This window comes from Thermanaeromonas toyohensis ToBE (assembly GCF_900176005.1).
Classification (GTDB): domain Bacteria; phylum Bacillota; class DSM-521; order Neomoorellales; family Neomoorellaceae; genus Thermanaeromonas; species Thermanaeromonas toyohensis.
The window spans coordinates 774057-790160 of the sequence record NZ_LT838272.1 but is presented as its reverse complement, the minus strand read 5'-3'; the positions used below and the strand labels follow the sequence as shown (position 1 = coordinate 790160).

Here is a 16104-nt window from a genome sequence, read left to right as displayed (position 1 = left end):
CACCTCCGAAGGTCAACAATTTCTTGGCTTTCGCCTTGCTTTGGCCGCTTAAGGATATTCGATTCCCCCACCTAAGTCCCCTAATTCGTACATGAGAATAGCGAGACAGGCTAAACCAGCTGTCTCCGTGCGTAAAATCCGTGGACCCAAACCCACCGGTATCCCCCCCGCCTGGCAAGCCAACTTTACTTCCTCCTGGCTTAAACCGCCCTCCGGCCCGACGACTAAAGCCACGGGCTGACCAGGGGATGCTCGGGCCAATACTTTCTTAAGCCCCAGGCTCCTTTCCCCTTCCCAAAGGACCAAGAGTAAAGTGTCCGCAGGGAGTCCGGCCAAAGCCGCCCTTAGCGTCTGGGGTAGCTCAACTACTGGTATGCGAGAACGTCGGCTCTGTTGTGCCGCCGCCCGGGCCACCCTTTGCCACCGTTCCCTTTTATGGTGAGCAACCTGCTCATCCACACGGACTATTACCCTCTCTGTCAACAGGGGTACTATCCGCTTTACCCCTAATTCTGTACATTTTTCGATGATTAAATCCATCTTCTCGCCTTTCGGCAACCCTTGTAGCAAAGTGACGGCCAAAGGCGGCTCCAGCGACGGCAAATCTTCCAAGAGCTCCGCCTCCACCTCTCCTTCTAGAACCGCTGTGACCCTACCCCGGAAACAAGCTCCCCGTTCGTCGGCTAAGGTGATCTCTTCTCCAGCTTTAAGGCGCAAAACGCGGGCAGCATGGTGTCCAGTTTCCCCTGTAAGCATTACTTTGCCGCCTTTAAAATGTTGGCCGGGTATAAAAAAATGGTGGGCCAATCCGCCTCACCCTTTCCTTGCCCCTAAGGTTACCCACTCACCCTGGCTGTCTTCTTTTACCAATTGGAAGCCATGGATATCTAGCGCTCCCAGCAATTCGGCCCGGCGCGGGGCGAGGATACCGCCTAAAATAACATAGCCCCCTGGTCTTAAGATCCCGGCAACCTGGGGGATAAGCCGGAGGAGTACGCTAGCCACAATATTAGCTACTACCAGATCCGCCTTCTGAGTAAATCCCTGGAGTAAGTCCCCTTCTTCCACGCGTACTATGTTCCCAACCCGATTCCGTTCTATATTCTCTTGGGCAACCTGTAGGGCTACTAAATCCTTGTCGATGGCTATAACCTCACTGGCCCCCAGCAAAGCAGCCGCGATGGCTAAGATGCCGGAACCCGTACCCACATCATAAACTATAAAGCCCGGCTTTAAGAATTCTTCCAGGAACTTAAGGGCCATAATGGTGGTGGCGTGGGTACCAGTTCCGAAAGCCATCCCGGGATCCAGTTCAATTATTATTTCCCCTGGCCGGGCAGAATACTCCTCCCAGCTGGGCTTCACCACTAAGCGTTCGGTTACCTTGGTCGGTTTATAATAGGCTTTCCAGGAGGTAGCCCAATCTTCTTCCTGCAGCCACCTGGTAGAGAAGTGAACATAGAAGCCAGGAAAAAAATACTTAAGCTTTTCTACCTGCTCCCTTAATCTCTCGACTCGTAAGATAAGCAAAGGATCCTCCGGAAGATAACCCCGGAGGATAATCTGATCCTTTGCCTCTTCTACAACGAGCCCCTGGGCGCCTGCTTCATAAAACAGGTGGGCCACTGCTTCCGCCGCACACCTCTGGGTAGCAACAGTTATCTCCTGCCACTTCATAACTTCATATCCCAGATAATCATTTTAAGCGTTATCCCCTTAAATTGAAAATCTAAACTTTATCCTATAAAAGCATCCCTTACCTTTTTAAAAAAACCCTTATCCTGTTCTTTTTCGCGTTCAGAAGGCTCCCACCCGTAGGAGCGGGCAAATTCCCTTAAGATTTCCTTCTGCTTTTCTGTTAGATTTCTAGGAGTAAGCACACGAACCACTACATGCTGGTCACCCCGCCCAGCTCCGTTCAGGCGAGGTATACCTTTCCCTTTCAATCGGAAGGAGGTACCACTCTGGGTTCCCTCGGGTACTTTCAGGCGTACTTTACCATCCAATGTGGGTACCTCGATCTCATCACCTAGGGCTGCTTGGACCATAGAGATAGGTATCTCACAAATTACGTCAAAGCCTTCCCGTCGGAATATGGGGTGAGGCTGCACGTTGATATATACATAAAGATCGCCCGGCGGACCACCTCGCTCGCCCGCCTCGCCTTCTCCTGCTAGGCGCAAGCGAGCTCCAGTATCCACCCCTGGTGGTATCTTAACCTTAATTTTCCTTGTCCGCTGGACCTGACCTCGGCCACGGCAGGTTTTACATGGGTTGGTAATAATAGTACCTGCTCCGCGGCACTGGTGGCAGGTCCGTATGGTCTGGAAATGCCCTAAGGGAGTACGCTGGGAGATCCGTATCTGACCTGTACCGTGACAGGCCGGGCAGGTAACAGGATAGGTCCCCGCTGCGGCCCCTGAGCCGCCACAGTCCGGGCACCTCTCCAACCGAGGTACCCCCACTTCTTTCTCTGTTCCAAAGGCCGCTTCCTCAAAGGAAATATCCAGGTCCAGCCGCACGTCAGCTCCCCGCTGGGGTCCGGCGCGGCGCCGAGTCCCGAAAGGATCTCCAAAGAACATATCGAACAGGTCGCCGAAAGTGCTAAAATCAGCGGAAGCTGTACCGAAATCGAAACCGCCAAAGTCAGGACCCGGTCCGGCGCCGTCTGCACCTAAGCCTGCATGACCGAACTGGTCATACCGGGCCCTCTTTTCCGGGTCGCTTAAGACCTCGTAGGCTTCCTGAACTTCCTTAAACTTTTCTTCTGCTTCCTTGTTGCCCGGGTTAAGGTCCGGGTGGTACTGACGTGCTAAGCGCCGGTAAGCCTTTTTTATTTCCTCTGGGGAAGCATCCCGGCTTACACCCAAGACCTCATAATAGTCACGCTTGGGCATAACCCATCACCAGTATTTTATTTCTTATCGTCATCCATAACTTTATACTCAGCATCTACTACGTTATCGCGACCTGAAGAGGGCCCTTCAGTACCTGTGGCCTGCCAGGCTTGGCCGCCCGCTTGCTGACCTGCTTGCTGGTATACTTTGGTGGTCAGGGCGAAGATAGCCTGGGAGAGAGCCTCCATCTTTTCCTTGATCTTAGCTACATCCTTACCAGCCAAGGCATCCTGCAGATCCTTCTTAGCCTGCTCGATCCGGTCTACATCGCTCTTATCGGCTTTTTCTTTGAACTCTTTAAGGGTACGCTCAGCTTGGTAAATGAGAGAATCCGCCTGGTTCCGGGTTTCCGCTTCCTCCTTACGCCGCCGATCAGCCTCAGCGTACATTTCAGCTTCCTTGATCATGCGCTGGATCTCTTCTTCCGTCAGACCACTAGAAGATTTAATGGTAATGGCCTGCTGTTTCCCAGTAGCCAGGTCCTTAGCTGACACATGTACAATGCCGTTGGCGTCGATGTCGAATTTGACCTCGATCTGAGGTACTCCCCGCGGCGCAGGCGGGATACCGGTAAGCTGGAAGCGGCCCAAACTCTTGTTATCCGCCGCCATGGGACGCTCGCCCTGGAGGACGTGAATCTCCACTGTAGTTTGGTTATCAGCCGCAGTAGTAAAGATCTGGCTCTTGGACGTAGGGATAGTGGTGTTCCGCTCAATAATCTTGGTGAACACACCACCCATGGTCTCTACGCCCAAGGATAATGGCGTTACATCTAACAACAGAATATCTTTAACTTCTCCAGCCAGCACGGCACCCTGGATGGCAGCTCCCATAGCCACGCATTCATCCGGGTTAATACCCTTATGGGGTTCTTTACCCAGTACCCTGCGTACTGTCTCTTGTACCAAAGGTACCCGGGTAGAACCGCCTACGAGCAGGACTTTATCTATATCTTCGGGTTTGAGCCCTGCATCGGCCATAGCTTGCCGTATAGGCTCCACCGTTTTTTCTACCAGGTCAGCGATAAGTTCTTCAAATTTGGCCCGAGTCAAAGTGACATCCAAGTGTACTGGGCCGCTAGAAGTGACTGCGATAAAGGGAAGATTGATATTGGTACTGGTAACGCTGGAAAGCTCGATCTTAGCCCTTTCAGCCGCTTCCTTTAGTCGCTGCATGGCCATACGATCTTGCCGGAGATCCACGCCGTATTCGCGCCGGCAAATATCGATAAGCCAATTCATTATCCTCTCATCAAAGTCGTCGCCACCTAGGCGATTGTTACCGCTGGTAGCTTTAACTTCAAAGACGCCATCACCTAGCTCTAAAATAGATACATCGAAGGTACCGCCGCCCAGATCGTACACCAGAATAGTTTGATTCTCGCCCTTGTCCAGGCCGTAAGCTAAAGATGCGGCTGTGGGTTCGTTGATGATGCGCAACACCTCGAGCCCAGCTATACGGCCAGCATCCCTGGTGGCCTGCCGCTGGCTATCGGTAAAGTAAGCCGGAACCGTGATGACAGCCTGGGTAATCTTCTCGCCCAGATAAGCCTCGGCATCCGCCTTAAGCTTCTGAAGGATCATAGCCGAGATCTCCTGGGGAGTGTATTCTTTATCATCTATCCTTACCTTATAATTCGTTCCCATGTGCCGTTTAATAGAAAGAATAGTACGCTCGGGGTTGGTAATGGCCTGGCGCTTAGCGGCTAGACCTACCAGGCGTTCACCATCTTTAGTAAAGGCTACTACCGAAGGTGTGGTTCTACCGCCTTCGGCGTTGGGTATTACGACTGCTTCACCGCCTTCCATTATAGCCATACAGGAGTTAGTAGTTCCCAAATCGATACCCAGAACTTTGCCTTTCTTAGCCATACTTAAGAAGCACCTCCTGGTAAGGCTTTGGTAAGGAATTTGTTAAAGCTAGTTTTCTTTAGTTTCTTGGTCGCACGATTGGTTTCCAAGTTCTTCTCGAACTTTTGTTTCTTCTGGTTTTACTTCTTCGGATTCTGTTTGCTTAGTTTCTTCTTCCCTCTTCTGTTCTGGTTTAGAAGCAGTTGCTGGCGGAGGAGCAGGGGGTACAGCCACCTTTACTAAAGCAGGCCGTAAAAGCCGCCCCCGCAAAAGATAACCCTTACGAAGCTCTGCAGTTATCATATTATACTGGCTAGCTTCCGAAGCTTCTTCCGTGGCTACCGCCTCGTGATGGAAAGGATCAAAAGGTCGACCCACTGCTTCTATGGGAGTAAGTCCCTCCCGGCTTAAAACATTAAGAAGCTGGCGCCAAACCATTTCTATACCGGATACCAACGCTTCATTTTTCCCCTCTGCCTTAGCTGCTGTTAAAGCCAACTCCAGGTTATCTAGCACTGGCAACAATTCTTTAATAAGGCTAGCCGCTGCTGTTTCCTTTATCTCTTGCTGTTCCCGACGGACACGCTTGCGGTAGTTATCAAAGTCAGCATGCAAGCGTATGAGCTGGGAGCGCAAGGATTCTACTTGCTCTTTTAAGGAAGCTATCTCCGCCTCCCTGGTATCCCTTTCCTCCTCAACTTCGCCTTCTTCCGCTGCCTCTACTTCCTCTTTAGCAGCTTCTGCAGTTGCTTTTTCCGGCTCTGGTGCTCCCCCTTTATTAGAAGCCTCCCCTGTTCCTCCATTGGGCTGCTCTACTTCTCTCCCTTCTGGTTCTAATTTTACTCCTTGCGCTTCTTGGGTTTTAATTTTAGGCTCTTCCTGAACCATATCAGACCTTTCCTCCATTTCCTTCCGGAAAAAAGGCCAGCGCCATATGCACCGGCCTTTGGGTCCCTCTATACTTTCCCTAACCTATCCACAAAGTTTTTCTAAGGCCCGCGATAGATTTTGGGCCACGTACTCTAAAACAGAAATTGTGCGGGAGTAATCCATACGGGTGGGCCCTAAAACCCCCACATTCCCAATAACCTCGCCATTTATTTCATAGGTAACGGTCAAGACACTACAATTACTTACGCCTTGATATTTGTTTTCCCGGCCGATCTTAATGGTCAGACCAGCTGGTGGCCCCTGGGCAAAAAGTTCCCGTAAGGTCTCAGCCTGCCCTAAGATGGATAGCAACCCTTTTACCTTGTTGATATCCCTAAATTCAGGTTGCTCGAAGAGGTTAAGGGTGCCCTCCAGGAAAATTCTCTCTTCCTTTTCTAGCTTGCTCAACCTTTCCAGGAGCTCTATCAACAAGGAACAAAGCTCACGGTGCTCGGCTACTAAATCCCGATAAATATCATTCAACACACCAGTCCTAAGGTCTTCCAGCATTATACCCTGAAGGCGCTTATTTAAAAAGCGAGAAAGGCGCTCTAACTCAAACTGGCTAACCCCCCGGGGTACGGTGAAGAAATGGTGTTCTACCAAACCGTTGCTAGTAACTACCACCAGCAGGGCCCGGCCATAGGAGATGTGGAAAAGCTGGACCTGCCTAATATAAGCCCGGCCCTGATAAGGTCCTAAGCCTACAGCAGCAAGATTAGTCATCTCGGCCAGGAGGCGGGTAGCCTCGGCCAGCACCTGTTCAATTTCCCCTAGTTTTTGCTCAAACCGGCTACGAATGTAATCCTTTTCGGCCTGGGAAAGCTCGTGCCGCTCCATAAGGCAATCTACATAATACCGATAGCCCAGGTCAGAAGGAACTCGGCCAGCCGAAGTATGGGGCTGCTCAAGTAAGCCAAGCTCCTCCAGATCGGCCATTTCGTTGCGGATGGTGGCCGGACTTACCCCCAAATTATAACGCCGGGCAATGGTACGCGATCCCACCGGTTCGCCGGTGGCGATATAATCCAATATTATGGCTTCCAAAATTTTTCTCTTCCGTCCCTCCACCCGCATATGGCCTCACCTTATCTTTAACTTAGCACTCTAAATTATAGAGTGCTAAACTTTCATTAACAACATAGCATCGGTACTTTGATTTGTCAAGCAAATTCAGGAGGTCATACGAAAGCCAGGAAGACCTCATTGGCTAAGGGTAAACCTTTTTCCGTTATCACCAAACGTTCCCCCTTGATCTCTACTAGGCCTAAGCTAACAAGGCGCTCTATTTCTGCTCCGTACATAGTCAGGAGTTCCTCACCAAACCGGGCTTTAAATTCTTTAAGGCTTACCCCCTTACGTAGGCGCAATCCCAAGAAAAGGGTCTCCTCCATGCTACGCCGCTGGTCTAGTTCTTCTTCTTCGGCCACTGAAAGCCTACCCTCTTCTAGAGTTCGGCAGTAATCTTCTAATATAGCTTTATTTTGCCATCTCCTACCCTTCCAATGGGAAGCGGCAGCTGCACCTAACCCCAAGTAATCCCTATTCTCCCAATAACTTAAATTATGGCGGCACTGGAAGCCCGCCCGGGCGAAGTTGGAGATCTCGTAGTGCTCGAAGCCCGCTTCCTTAAGTTTCTGGCGAGCCAGCTCATACATAGATAGAACTTCTTCCTCCCTGGGCAGAAGCAATTCACCCAGCTTTTGCTTTCGTCCCCAAGGAGAATCTAAAGATAGCTCCAGGGCGTAAGTAGAAAGGTGCTCGGGATAAAGCTCTAAAGCCCGGTCGAGGGTATCTTCCCACTGGGAGAGGGTTTGGCCAGGTAACCCGTAAATTAAGTCTAGACCGATATTGTTAAAACCGGCCTCCCGGGCCCAACGGAAAGCCTGGTAGATATCTTCGACCCGGTGAACCCTCCCCATTACCTTAAGCAACCCATCATCAAAGCTTTGCGCCCCCAGGGATAAACGATTAACACCGGCCAACCGTAGAAGCTCAAGTTTCTTAGGGGTTAGGGTACCAGGATTAGCTTCCACAGTAATCTCAGCTTCTTCCTCCATACCAAAAATATTCCTGATCCCCTGAATTATACCAAACAGCTCCTCCCCAGAAAGATAAGTGGGAGTCCCTCCGCCCAAGTAAAGGGTGGAAATCTTTCCCGGCCGGAAACGGGCGGCTACCAGCTCACTTTCCTTGGCCAAGGCGGCCAAGTACCGGCGCACCTCCCTGGGAGGAATCCCGGCGTAGGATATAAAATCACAATAGTTGCACTTCTTAAGACAAAAAGGGATATGAATATAAAGGTGCATCTTAATCTATCCTTAGAACAGCCATAAAAGCTTCCTGGGGGATTTCTACCTTCCCTAGTCTTTTAAGCCTCTTCTTCCCTTCTTTTTGCTTTTCTAGAAGTTTACGCTTCCGGGTAACGTCACCGCCATAGCACTTGGCCAGGACGTTCTTGCGTAAGGCCCGGATGGTCTCCCGGGCGATAACCCGGCTCCCGATAGCGGCCTGTATAGGCACATCGAAGAGCTGCCGGGGAATAAGCTCCTTTAATCGTTCGACCAGGGCTCTACCTCGCTGGTAGGCCCGGTCCCGATGGACGATCACTGACAGGGCATCTACTACTTCATTGTTGATTAAAATATCTAGCTTTACTAAATCGGAAGCCCGGTAACCTATGAGTTCATAATCTAGGGAGGCGTACCCTCGGGTCCTGGACTTAAGCTGGTCAAAGAAATCATATATAATTTCCGCCAAGGGTAGCTCATAAGTCAGTACCACCCTTTTTTCCGAAAGATAGTCCATGGACACAAACTCACCACGCCTCTCCTGGCAGAGCTCCATAACCGGGCCCATGTATTCTGCCGGAAGCATCAGGGTAGCCTTAACATAAGGTTCTTCTATGGTAGTTATACTTCCCGGCGGTGGAAGGCGAGTGGGGTTGTCTATATGGAGAATCTCCCCATTAGTCCGGGTAACCCGGTAGACTACGCTAGGTGCCGTGGTAATAAGTTCCAAGCCATATTCCCTCTCCAACCGTTCTTGGACGATCTCCATGTGTAAAAGGCCTAGAAAACCACAGCGGAAACCAAAACCAAGGGCTGCTGAAGTCTCCGGTTCGAAGACTAGGGCAGCGTCATTAAGCTGGAGTTTTTCCAGGGCTTCCTTGAGGTCGTCATATTTCTCCGAATCCACCGGGTAAAGCCCGCAGTAAACCATAGGGGTTACGCGCCGGTACCCAGGCAGAGGATGAACGGCCGGCCTTTCCGCCGAGGTTATTGTATCCCCAACCCGGGTATCCCGCACGTTTTTGATGCTGGCCGCCAGGTACCCCACCTCTCCAGCTTCCAAAACTTCCACCGGCCGCGGCCAGGGAGTAAACACCCCTACTTCAGTAACCTCAAATTCCTTACCTGTGGACATCATGCGGATGACCATCCCCTTGGTCAAACGACCATTGGCAACCCGCACGTAAGGAATAGCTCCGCGGTAAGAATCGAAATGGGAATCGAAAATGAGGGCCTGTAGGGGTGCGTGTGAGTCCCCTTGGGGTGGGGGGATCCGCTGGACAATGGCTTCTAAGATCTCTTCTGTCCCGTATCCTGTCTTGGCTGAGGCCAGTATAGCCTGGCTTCCATCCAAGCCTAAGATCTCCTCTAGCTCGCGGCGCACCCGCTCGGGCTCTGCATTGGGAAGATCGATTTTATTGATAATAGGTATAATCTCTAAGTTATGCTCTAAGGCTAGGTATAAGTTAGCCAAGGTTTGAGCTTCTACTCCCTGGGTAGCATCCACCACCAATAGGGCCCCTTCGCAGGCAGCCAAACTACGGGATACTTCATACGTGAAATCCACATGTCCAGGAGTGTCGATGAGATTAAGGATATACTCCTGGCCGTCGCGAGCCCGGTAAGTTAACCGCACAGCCTGAAGTTTAATAGTGATACCCCTCTCGCGTTCCAGCTCCATGGTATCCAACACCTGGTCTACCATTTCGCGAGGGCTGAGGGCACCAGTATACTCTAGCAAACGATCAGCTAAGGTAGATTTACCATGATCTATATGGGCTATAATACAAAAATTCCGGATACGCTCTTGCCTGGTCAAGTTAACCTGGACCTCCTGGCCCTGATTATAGCAAAAAGCAGGCCCGGCTTAAAGCCGGGCCCACCGGTACATCTTTAGCAACCTGCGTCAATAGTTCCTGCTGGTACATCCCAGCCCTTTAACCTTTAACGCAGCTCTGTGGGTACGAAGGCATCAATAACACCGATCACCAGAGCAGCGAGCAGGGCTCCCAAAACATTTACTTGTAAAAATCTAGGGATAAGAAATTGAGCTAGATAAATTACTACCGCTGCCACTAAAAAACCTACAATACCGCGTGCGTGGGGTGAAATGCGCTTGCCCAAAAGGGTTTCTATTACCCAACCTAGAACAGCTATGACCACTGCTGCCACAAGAGCCCCGGTAAAGCCTGCTACCCTGATACCCGGCAGCAAGTAAGCGACTAGCATTAATACCAGAGCCGATACAATAAACCTGACCACTGTCCCTAGCCAGTTTTGCATTTACTCCACCTCCTTTCCCATTCCTCCCATAGCTTTACCCAAAAGGAGGTGGATTATACTATTCCTTACCTTTTCCGCCGGGTAATAGCCGTAGCCAAGGCTGCCGCACCAAAGCCGTTATCAATATTGACTACACCCACACCTATAGCGCAACTGTTAAGCATGGTTAAAAGGGCAGCTAACCCCCCGAAGCTAGCCCCGTATCCCACGCTCGTAGGTACCGCAATGACCGGCTGGGAAACCATACCCGCCACCACACTAGCTAGGGCTCCCTCCATCCCCGCCACTACGATAATCACGTCGGCTTCCCGCACTTTATCCATCTGGTCCAGCAACCGGTGGAGACCTGCTACTCCTACATCATAAATTCTTTCCACCTCGTTACCCATGACTTCTGCCGTAACTGCTGCCTCTTCAGCTACTGGCAGATCCGCTGTACCCGCGCTTAAAACAGTCACTTTACCTCCTGTAGGAGGAATCTCTCCGGCAGGTATGACTATAGTTCGGGCCAAGGGGTTAAACTGAGCCGAAGGTAGTTCAGCGCAGATGGCCTGGAAAACCTCTTCCGTGGTTCTGGTTACTAATACTGTACTCCCTGCTGCATAAAGCCGACGACATATAGTTAAAATTTGATCCTTGGTTTTTCCAGGCCCAAAAATAACCTCAGGAAAACCCTGGCGCAAGGCCCGGTGATGGTCGATCTTGGCGAATCCTAATTCTTCATAACTTAACTTTTTTATCTGGTTTAGAGCCTCCTCAGGACTTATCTTCCTTGCGTATACACCTTCAAGGAGTTCTTTAAGCTTATTTTCTGTCAAAGAAACTCCCTCCTTAAAAATCTTAGGCTTCAACACTATATTTTCCCTTCCAAGCTTTAATTCCTTGTCATCCAACCTGGTCTAAAAAGGATGGGGGAGGAATAAAATGGGTGTAGCGAGGGGGGATAAGCCCTTGAAAAGAAATCTCTTTCGGATTTTAGTTGTTTTTTTATTGGTTATACTTGGGGCGCGCTCCTTAAATCTTCTTAAGATCCCACAAACCTTAGCCACCTTTTCCTTCTCCCTACCTTCTTCTTTTTGGGAAAGGGTTCTCTACGCCGGTCTACCCACCCTTGTGCTGAGGGCTTCCCAACCTCCTCGTCCTGAGGAAGGGAATTTATGGCCTTTTTACCTTCAAGCCCTAGCCCCGGGCCTAGTCAAGATGTTAACTGCCGAGGAAGAAGAGTATCCTTCCCCGGGCATACTGGAAAGTCCCCCGCCTCCTCCACCCATAGATATTACTCAGCTAGAAGAGGGCCGCAAGCACCCCCTCGTAGCTATTTATAACACCCATAACGCAGAATCCTACGCACCCAGCCAGGGAGCTGAAAAGCTTCCTGGTCAAAACGGTGGTGTGGTCCAGGTGGCGGCTGTCCTGGCCGAAACCCTAACGCAGGATTATGGCATTCCCGTAGTACGCTCAGAAACCATCCACGATTATCCTGATTTTACCCTTTCCTACGCTAATTCGGAAAAAACGGTCCGCCGGATGTTAGCCGAAAATCCTTCCATTCAAATTGTGCTAGATATCCACCGGGATGCTGGCCTTAAACAGCCACCGGTGGCTTATATCAATAATCAAGAAGTAGCTCAAATATTGATCATCGTAGGTAGCAACGCCCGGCTGGAACATCCTAACTGGCGCCAAAACGAAGTCTTTGCCCAAAAATTAGCCGCCAAAATGGACAAACTCTATCCTGGGCTATCCCGAGGTATCCGTGTACAGCAAGGTCGATATAACCAGCACCTCCATCCCCGGGCCCTTCTTTTAGAAATAGGAAGCAGCAATAATACTTTAGATCAAGCGGAAAGATCAGCTAAGCTCTTGGCTCGTGTCATAGCCGAGGTCCTTCAGGACTTAAAACACGAGAACCCTTTAAAACAGCCGGAATCTTAAGATCCTGGCCTCGGGTTTTAATCTTAAGTTCCCATCCGTTGCTAAAAAAGGTAATAGCACCCTGCTGATCAGTACGCAAAATAGGTATTCCCTTGGATTGCCAGTAGTCAATGCTCTCGTGGCTTGGATGACCAAAGCTATTCTTCACTCCCACAGAGATGACCACCAGGGCGGGCCCTACTTCCTCCAAAAACTTTTCATGTAACCCGAAGCGACTCCCGTGATGGGGAACCTGAAAAACTGTGCTGGCCATGTCTAACCCACTCTTTAGTATATCCTCCATGGCCTCAGCCTCTATATCCCCGCTGAACAAAAATCCGATATGGCCATATTGAAAACGGGTAACTAAAGAATAATTATTATCTGAGGATCTGGTTTCTGGTATAACACCTGCAGGATTAAAAAAAATAACCTCTACAGAATCATCAAGGCGAAGCCTGTCCCCGCGGACCGCCTCAGACCAAGGAATATTGTTAGCTCGTAATCTTTCTAACAAGGGCGCATATTCGTATAGAAACTTTCCCTTTAAGGGTGGTACTACCACTAAGGAAACAGGTATCTTATTCACCACCGCTAGTAACCCTCCCATGTGATCAGCATCAGGATGGGTACTAATTATAACATCTAGCTTCCTTATACCCTGGTGCCGCAAAAAGGGGATCACTACCTTTTCTCCTACTTCTTTACCCATATCCTCCTCTGGTCGACCCCCTCCATCTATGAGCACATGCTTACCAGCTGGTGTGCGGATATATATGGCGTCGCCCTGGCCTACATCAAGGAAGGTAACCTGGAGCTCTCGATCTTGGGAGGGACTCCAAAAGAAAAAAATACTACCCGTTATCAAAACTAGAAACCCGATGATCTTGGGCAAGGCCTTAGCCTTTAAATAGCGCGTGCGCCACCATAGGAGGCGCGGGTGTTCCCACCTTACATAAATTTCCCGTAGCAAGATCAAGACCGTATAGTAGCCAACTATCCAGGCTAAGGAGGGAGTAGGGACCGGGAGGGCAGCGCCAGGCAAGGAGCCTAGCTTATAAAGTACATATAGAAGTAAGGCTAGCAAAGGTTCGGTGGTGGCAGCCAAGGCTTGACCAGCCACTAAGGAAACTTGAGCGGCGAGGAAACTAGCCAGACCCAAAAGGGTAACCACTCCAGTTAAAGCTACCGTTATTAAGTTAGCTGGTAAGCTCAAAAGAGGGAGAAGGTTAAAATAATAAGCGGTCAAAGGCAGTACAGCGATCTGGGCAGCCAAGGGTACTATCAAGTAGCGCCGCCAGGAAGGTAGCCAGCCTAGTAAACCATCGCCTAAGGGATAAAAGTAAACAAGACCCCACGTGGCCAGAAAGGATAGTTGAAAGCCAGTATCGTATAAGGAGCGTGGCTGAAAAAGTAGGATAAGGAAAGCCGCTAAAGAGAGGGAAGTGTAAAAGTAAAACTTTTGACGTTTTAAGTAAGCGTATAACCCCAGATTTCCCATGATTACTGCTCGGGTGATAGAGGGACTAAAGCCGGCTAGTGCTGCATAAAAAAGAAGGCCAGCTATGCTTATCGTTACTGCCGTTCCCAAGTGTAATCCCATAAACCCTGCCAAGCCCATGAGAAAAAGCAGCACAAAGCCTACATGGAGGCCGGAGACAGCGAAGACATGCATTACCCCTAAAGTTTTAAAAACATCTACATCTCCCTGTTCCAATTTTTCTTTATCTCCGAAGAGGAGGGCTAGGAGAAGACCGCTAAAGCGGGGAGGAAGGGCCGAAGTTATAGCTGTCCGGGCCCGTTCCTTCGCCTTTAAAGCAAGACGCCACCAGGGGTAGCCACTAACTTCTCCTATTTTGGTTATATTATTGGGATTATCCACAATCACTTGGGTATATATGTAACGGCGGGCTAGGTAAGCCCGGTAATCAAATTCTCCTGGATTGCGGGCAGTAGTAGGAAGTTCCAAGCGACCCTGTACCTTTAAAACATCACCATACCTATAGCAAGGTGGGGCTTTCCCCCTCTGAAAATACTGGACGACTTCCACCTTTTCCTTTACTTTCCGTTGGTCATCCTTCTGTTTTATTTCCCAGGCTTCCAAAAGGTAAACCACCCGGCGGGGGTATATTTTAGGCTCCTCCATCACTACACCCCGAAGTTCGAGAAAGGTATTTAATTTGCTCGCGAGTTGGGTAGAACGGTAAGTATAATCCCAGTTAGCTTTAGCATAACCGCCGCTTAAAAGGGCGAGGAGAAAAACAACCATCCTAGTACGGGGCCGCAGGTTAAAAAAGGATAATAGAACCAATGCTCCCAAAGCTATAATTAAGGCCGGGATCACAGGGAGGACTACCCAGCGGGCTAGCCAAAGTCCAATTATAAAGGCGAGGGTCCCGGTAATGATAAAATATTGTCCCATTAGAAAATAGATCATACTCCGCTTAAGCTTAGGTTCCTGCTGATATGTTCCCCATTTTTTAAGCTGGGTAGCTTGTATTGCGTTCGCGAAAGTCCGCTTTATAATTGCTATAATAATGGTAAGGCGTTTAATACCTCTATACTAGAAACTGGGGAGTTTAGAATGACCTGGCAAGAATTCCAAAAAGAGCTGGCCACCGGTTTTGTAGCTCCGGTTTACCTCTTTTACGGCCAGGAAAAATATCTTATAGCCCGGGCGGTTGAAGCCCTAAAAAATAAATTGCTCGGCCCGGGAGCCGAGCTTTTTGATTATCAGGAGTTTGAAGGGGAAGAAGTAACTCACGAAAGCCTCTTATCTGCCACGCGAACACCGCCGGTACTATCTATCAGGCGCCTGATCGTGGTTAAGGATGCGCCTTTAAATGAAGAAGCCCTGCTCGCCGCCCTATCCCCATATTGCCCCACCACCTGCCTAGTACTTATAGCCGGGGAAGAGATAGATAAAAGAAAAAAGCTCGTGAAAGCTGTTCAACAAGCAGGGCGGATAGTGGAATTAAAGGGTCTACCACCAACCGATCTGGCCCAGTGGTTTAAGGAAGAAGCCCGAAAACAGGGCCGTGCTATGGAAGAAGAGGCGGCTCAAGCTCTAGCCGAAACTGTTATAGGCCTCGAGCAGGGGCTAAAGGAACTAGCAAAACTAGATCTATACCTCCCGCCTGGAACCCCTATTACCCTACGTGATGTGGAAGCCTTGATCCCTACCTCTTTAAACTCTAAGGCTATCTTCCAGCTCCTGGACGCCTTGACAGAAGGAGATCGTTCAACAGCTATAGACCTATGTCGAAGGCTCCTAGCTTCCGGCGAAGCTCCCTTGGCCATCCTGGGCATGATAGCCCGCCAGTTTCGTCTTATACTTTTAGCCCATATACATGGGCTACATTCTCCTTTAACGGAAGTCCTGGGTCTCCATCCTTGGGCGGCTAAAAAGATAGCCCGCCTTGCCCAGAAGTATTCCCTAGCTTCTGCCGCTTCAGCCCTGGAGAAAATCCTTAAAGCAGACGTGGCTTTAAAAACAGGAGCAACCGAGCCTCGCCTGATTTTAGAACAACTTATATGGACCCTTACCCGGCCACGGCCCGGTTAAAGCGCTGCTGCAGCCGCGATTTTTTCCTAGCCGCAGTATTGCGGTGTAACACTCCTTTGGTAACTGCCTTATCTATAATACGCAGTGCTTGCCGCAAGTTCTCCTTGGCTTCTTCCAAGGCTCCGCCTGCCAACGCCTTCTCAAACTTCTTGATGGCGTTCTTAACCCTGGATTTAATGGCCTTATTCCGCAAAGTACGTTTCTCAATGATCTTTATCCGTTTTTTGGCCGATTTAGTATGGGCCACCTATCCCTCACCTCCCGTGGTATTTTATCACAGCAAGGAATCCCTGTGCAACTTAAATTAGCTAAAAACACCCCACTTTTAAACAGAAACCTCTTGGCTTTCGCTCGCGAAAGTTTCCCCCGCAGGC

The 16104-nt window shown here is 49.9% G+C and carries 14 protein-coding genes; 2 read left to right on the top strand and 12 right to left on the bottom strand.

Annotated features, from left to right (window positions below; genetic code table 11):
- Positions 1-48: 48 nt before the first annotated feature.
- The 10 genes from B9A14_RS03810 to larB all read right to left on the bottom strand — a co-directional run bounded on the left by B9A14_RS03810 (position 49) and on the right by larB (position 11069).
- Complete coding sequence (locus tag B9A14_RS03810; protein WP_084664170.1) at positions 49-807, bottom strand: 16S rRNA (uracil(1498)-N(3))-methyltransferase; 759 nt, start codon at positions 805-807, stop codon at positions 49-51.
- 6 nt (positions 808-813) lie between these two features.
- A complete protein-coding gene (gene prmA / locus B9A14_RS03805; RefSeq protein ID WP_084664168.1) occupies positions 814-1677 on the bottom strand; it encodes a 50S ribosomal protein L11 methyltransferase in 864 nt (287 codons plus the stop codon).
- 59 nt (positions 1678-1736) lie between these two features.
- Positions 1737-2897, bottom strand: a complete 1161-nt coding sequence (gene dnaJ / locus B9A14_RS03800) for a molecular chaperone DnaJ (RefSeq protein ID WP_084664166.1) — start codon at positions 2895-2897, stop codon at positions 1737-1739.
- A 17-nt stretch (positions 2898-2914) separates the two neighbouring features.
- A complete protein-coding gene (gene dnaK, locus B9A14_RS03795) occupies positions 2915-4768 on the bottom strand; it encodes a molecular chaperone DnaK (RefSeq protein ID WP_084664164.1) in 1854 nt (617 codons plus the stop codon).
- 48 nt (positions 4769-4816) lie between these two features.
- Positions 4817-5635: a nucleotide exchange factor GrpE gene (gene grpE / locus B9A14_RS03790; RefSeq protein WP_172839023.1), complete on the bottom strand. Its 819-nt coding sequence runs from the start codon at positions 5633-5635 to the stop codon at positions 4817-4819.
- A gap of 84 nt (positions 5636-5719) precedes the next feature.
- Positions 5720-6754 (bottom strand): heat-inducible transcriptional repressor HrcA, encoded by a 1035-nt coding sequence (hrcA, locus tag B9A14_RS03785; protein WP_084664160.1) that lies wholly within the window; start codon positions 6752-6754, stop codon positions 5720-5722.
- Between the two features lie 104 nt (positions 6755-6858).
- Positions 6859-7986 carry a radical SAM family heme chaperone HemW gene (gene hemW / locus B9A14_RS03780; protein ID WP_084664158.1) on the bottom strand — a complete coding sequence of 376 codons (1128 nt, stop codon included), beginning with the start codon at positions 7984-7986 and terminating at the stop codon, positions 6859-6861.
- 1 nt (position 7987) lies between these two features.
- A complete protein-coding gene (gene lepA / locus B9A14_RS03775) occupies positions 7988-9787 on the bottom strand; it encodes a translation elongation factor 4 (RefSeq protein WP_084664156.1) in 1800 nt (599 codons plus the stop codon).
- Positions 9788-9912: 125 nt separating this feature from the next.
- Entirely contained in the window at positions 9913-10251 is a 339-nt protein-coding gene (locus tag B9A14_RS03770; protein ID WP_084664154.1) for a phage holin family protein, read from the bottom strand.
- Positions 10252-10316: 65 nt separating this feature from the next.
- On the bottom strand, positions 10317-11069 hold the full coding sequence (larB, locus tag B9A14_RS03765; protein ID WP_084664152.1) for a nickel pincer cofactor biosynthesis protein LarB: 753 nt from the start codon (positions 11067-11069) through the stop codon (positions 10317-10319).
- Positions 11070-11202: 133 nt separating this feature from the next.
- Here larB and spoIIP point away from each other — a divergent pair, with 133 nt between their 5' ends.
- Positions 11203-12186 (top strand): stage II sporulation protein P, encoded by a 984-nt coding sequence (gene spoIIP, locus B9A14_RS03760; RefSeq protein WP_172839022.1) that lies wholly within the window; start codon positions 11203-11205, stop codon positions 12184-12186.
- On the opposite strand, the gene B9A14_RS03755 is transcribed toward spoIIP, so the two are convergent.
- Complete coding sequence (locus B9A14_RS03755; protein ID WP_084664148.1) at positions 12125-14602, bottom strand: DNA internalization-related competence protein ComEC/Rec2; 2478 nt, start codon at positions 14600-14602, stop codon at positions 12125-12127. The two genes, spoIIP and B9A14_RS03755, sit on opposite strands and share 62 nt — an antisense overlap.
- Positions 14603-14749: 147 nt before the next feature.
- Between B9A14_RS03755 and holA the strand changes: the two genes are divergently transcribed.
- Positions 14750-15730: a DNA polymerase III subunit delta gene (gene holA, locus B9A14_RS03750; protein ID WP_084664146.1), complete on the top strand. Its 981-nt coding sequence runs from the start codon at positions 14750-14752 to the stop codon at positions 15728-15730.
- Here the strand turns inward: holA and rpsT are convergent.
- A complete protein-coding gene (rpsT, locus tag B9A14_RS03745) occupies positions 15708-15977 on the bottom strand; it encodes a 30S ribosomal protein S20 (RefSeq protein WP_084664144.1) in 270 nt (89 codons plus the stop codon). The two genes, holA and rpsT, sit on opposite strands and share 23 nt — an antisense overlap.
- Positions 15978-16104: the final 127 nt, after the last annotated feature.

Coding starts and splice junctions, on each gene's coding strand:
- dnaK (WP_084664164.1), bottom strand. CDS start 4,768: ATGGCTAAGAAAGGCAAAGTTCTGGGTATCGATTTGGGAACTACTAAC.
- grpE (WP_172839023.1), bottom strand. CDS start 5,635: ATGGTTCAGGAAGAGCCTAAAATTAAAACCCAAGAAGCGCAAGGAGTA.
- hrcA (WP_084664160.1), bottom strand. CDS start 6,754: ATGCGGGTGGAGGGACGGAAGAGAAAAATTTTGGAAGCCATAATATTG.
- holA (WP_084664146.1), top strand. CDS start 14,750: ATGACCTGGCAAGAATTCCAAAAAGAGCTGGCCACCGGTTTTGTAGCT.
- dnaJ (WP_084664166.1), bottom strand. CDS start 2,897: ATGCCCAAGCGTGACTATTATGAGGTCTTGGGTGTAAGCCGGGATGCT.
- hemW (WP_084664158.1), bottom strand. CDS start 7,986: ATGCACCTTTATATTCATATCCCTTTTTGTCTTAAGAAGTGCAACTAT.
- prmA (WP_084664168.1), bottom strand. CDS start 1,677: ATGAAGTGGCAGGAGATAACTGTTGCTACCCAGAGGTGTGCGGCGGAA.
- B9A14_RS03755 (WP_084664148.1), bottom strand. CDS start 14,602: ATGATCTATTTTCTAATGGGACAATATTTTATCATTACCGGGACCCTC.
- B9A14_RS03770 (WP_084664154.1), bottom strand. CDS start 10,251: ATGCAAAACTGGCTAGGGACAGTGGTCAGGTTTATTGTATCGGCTCTG.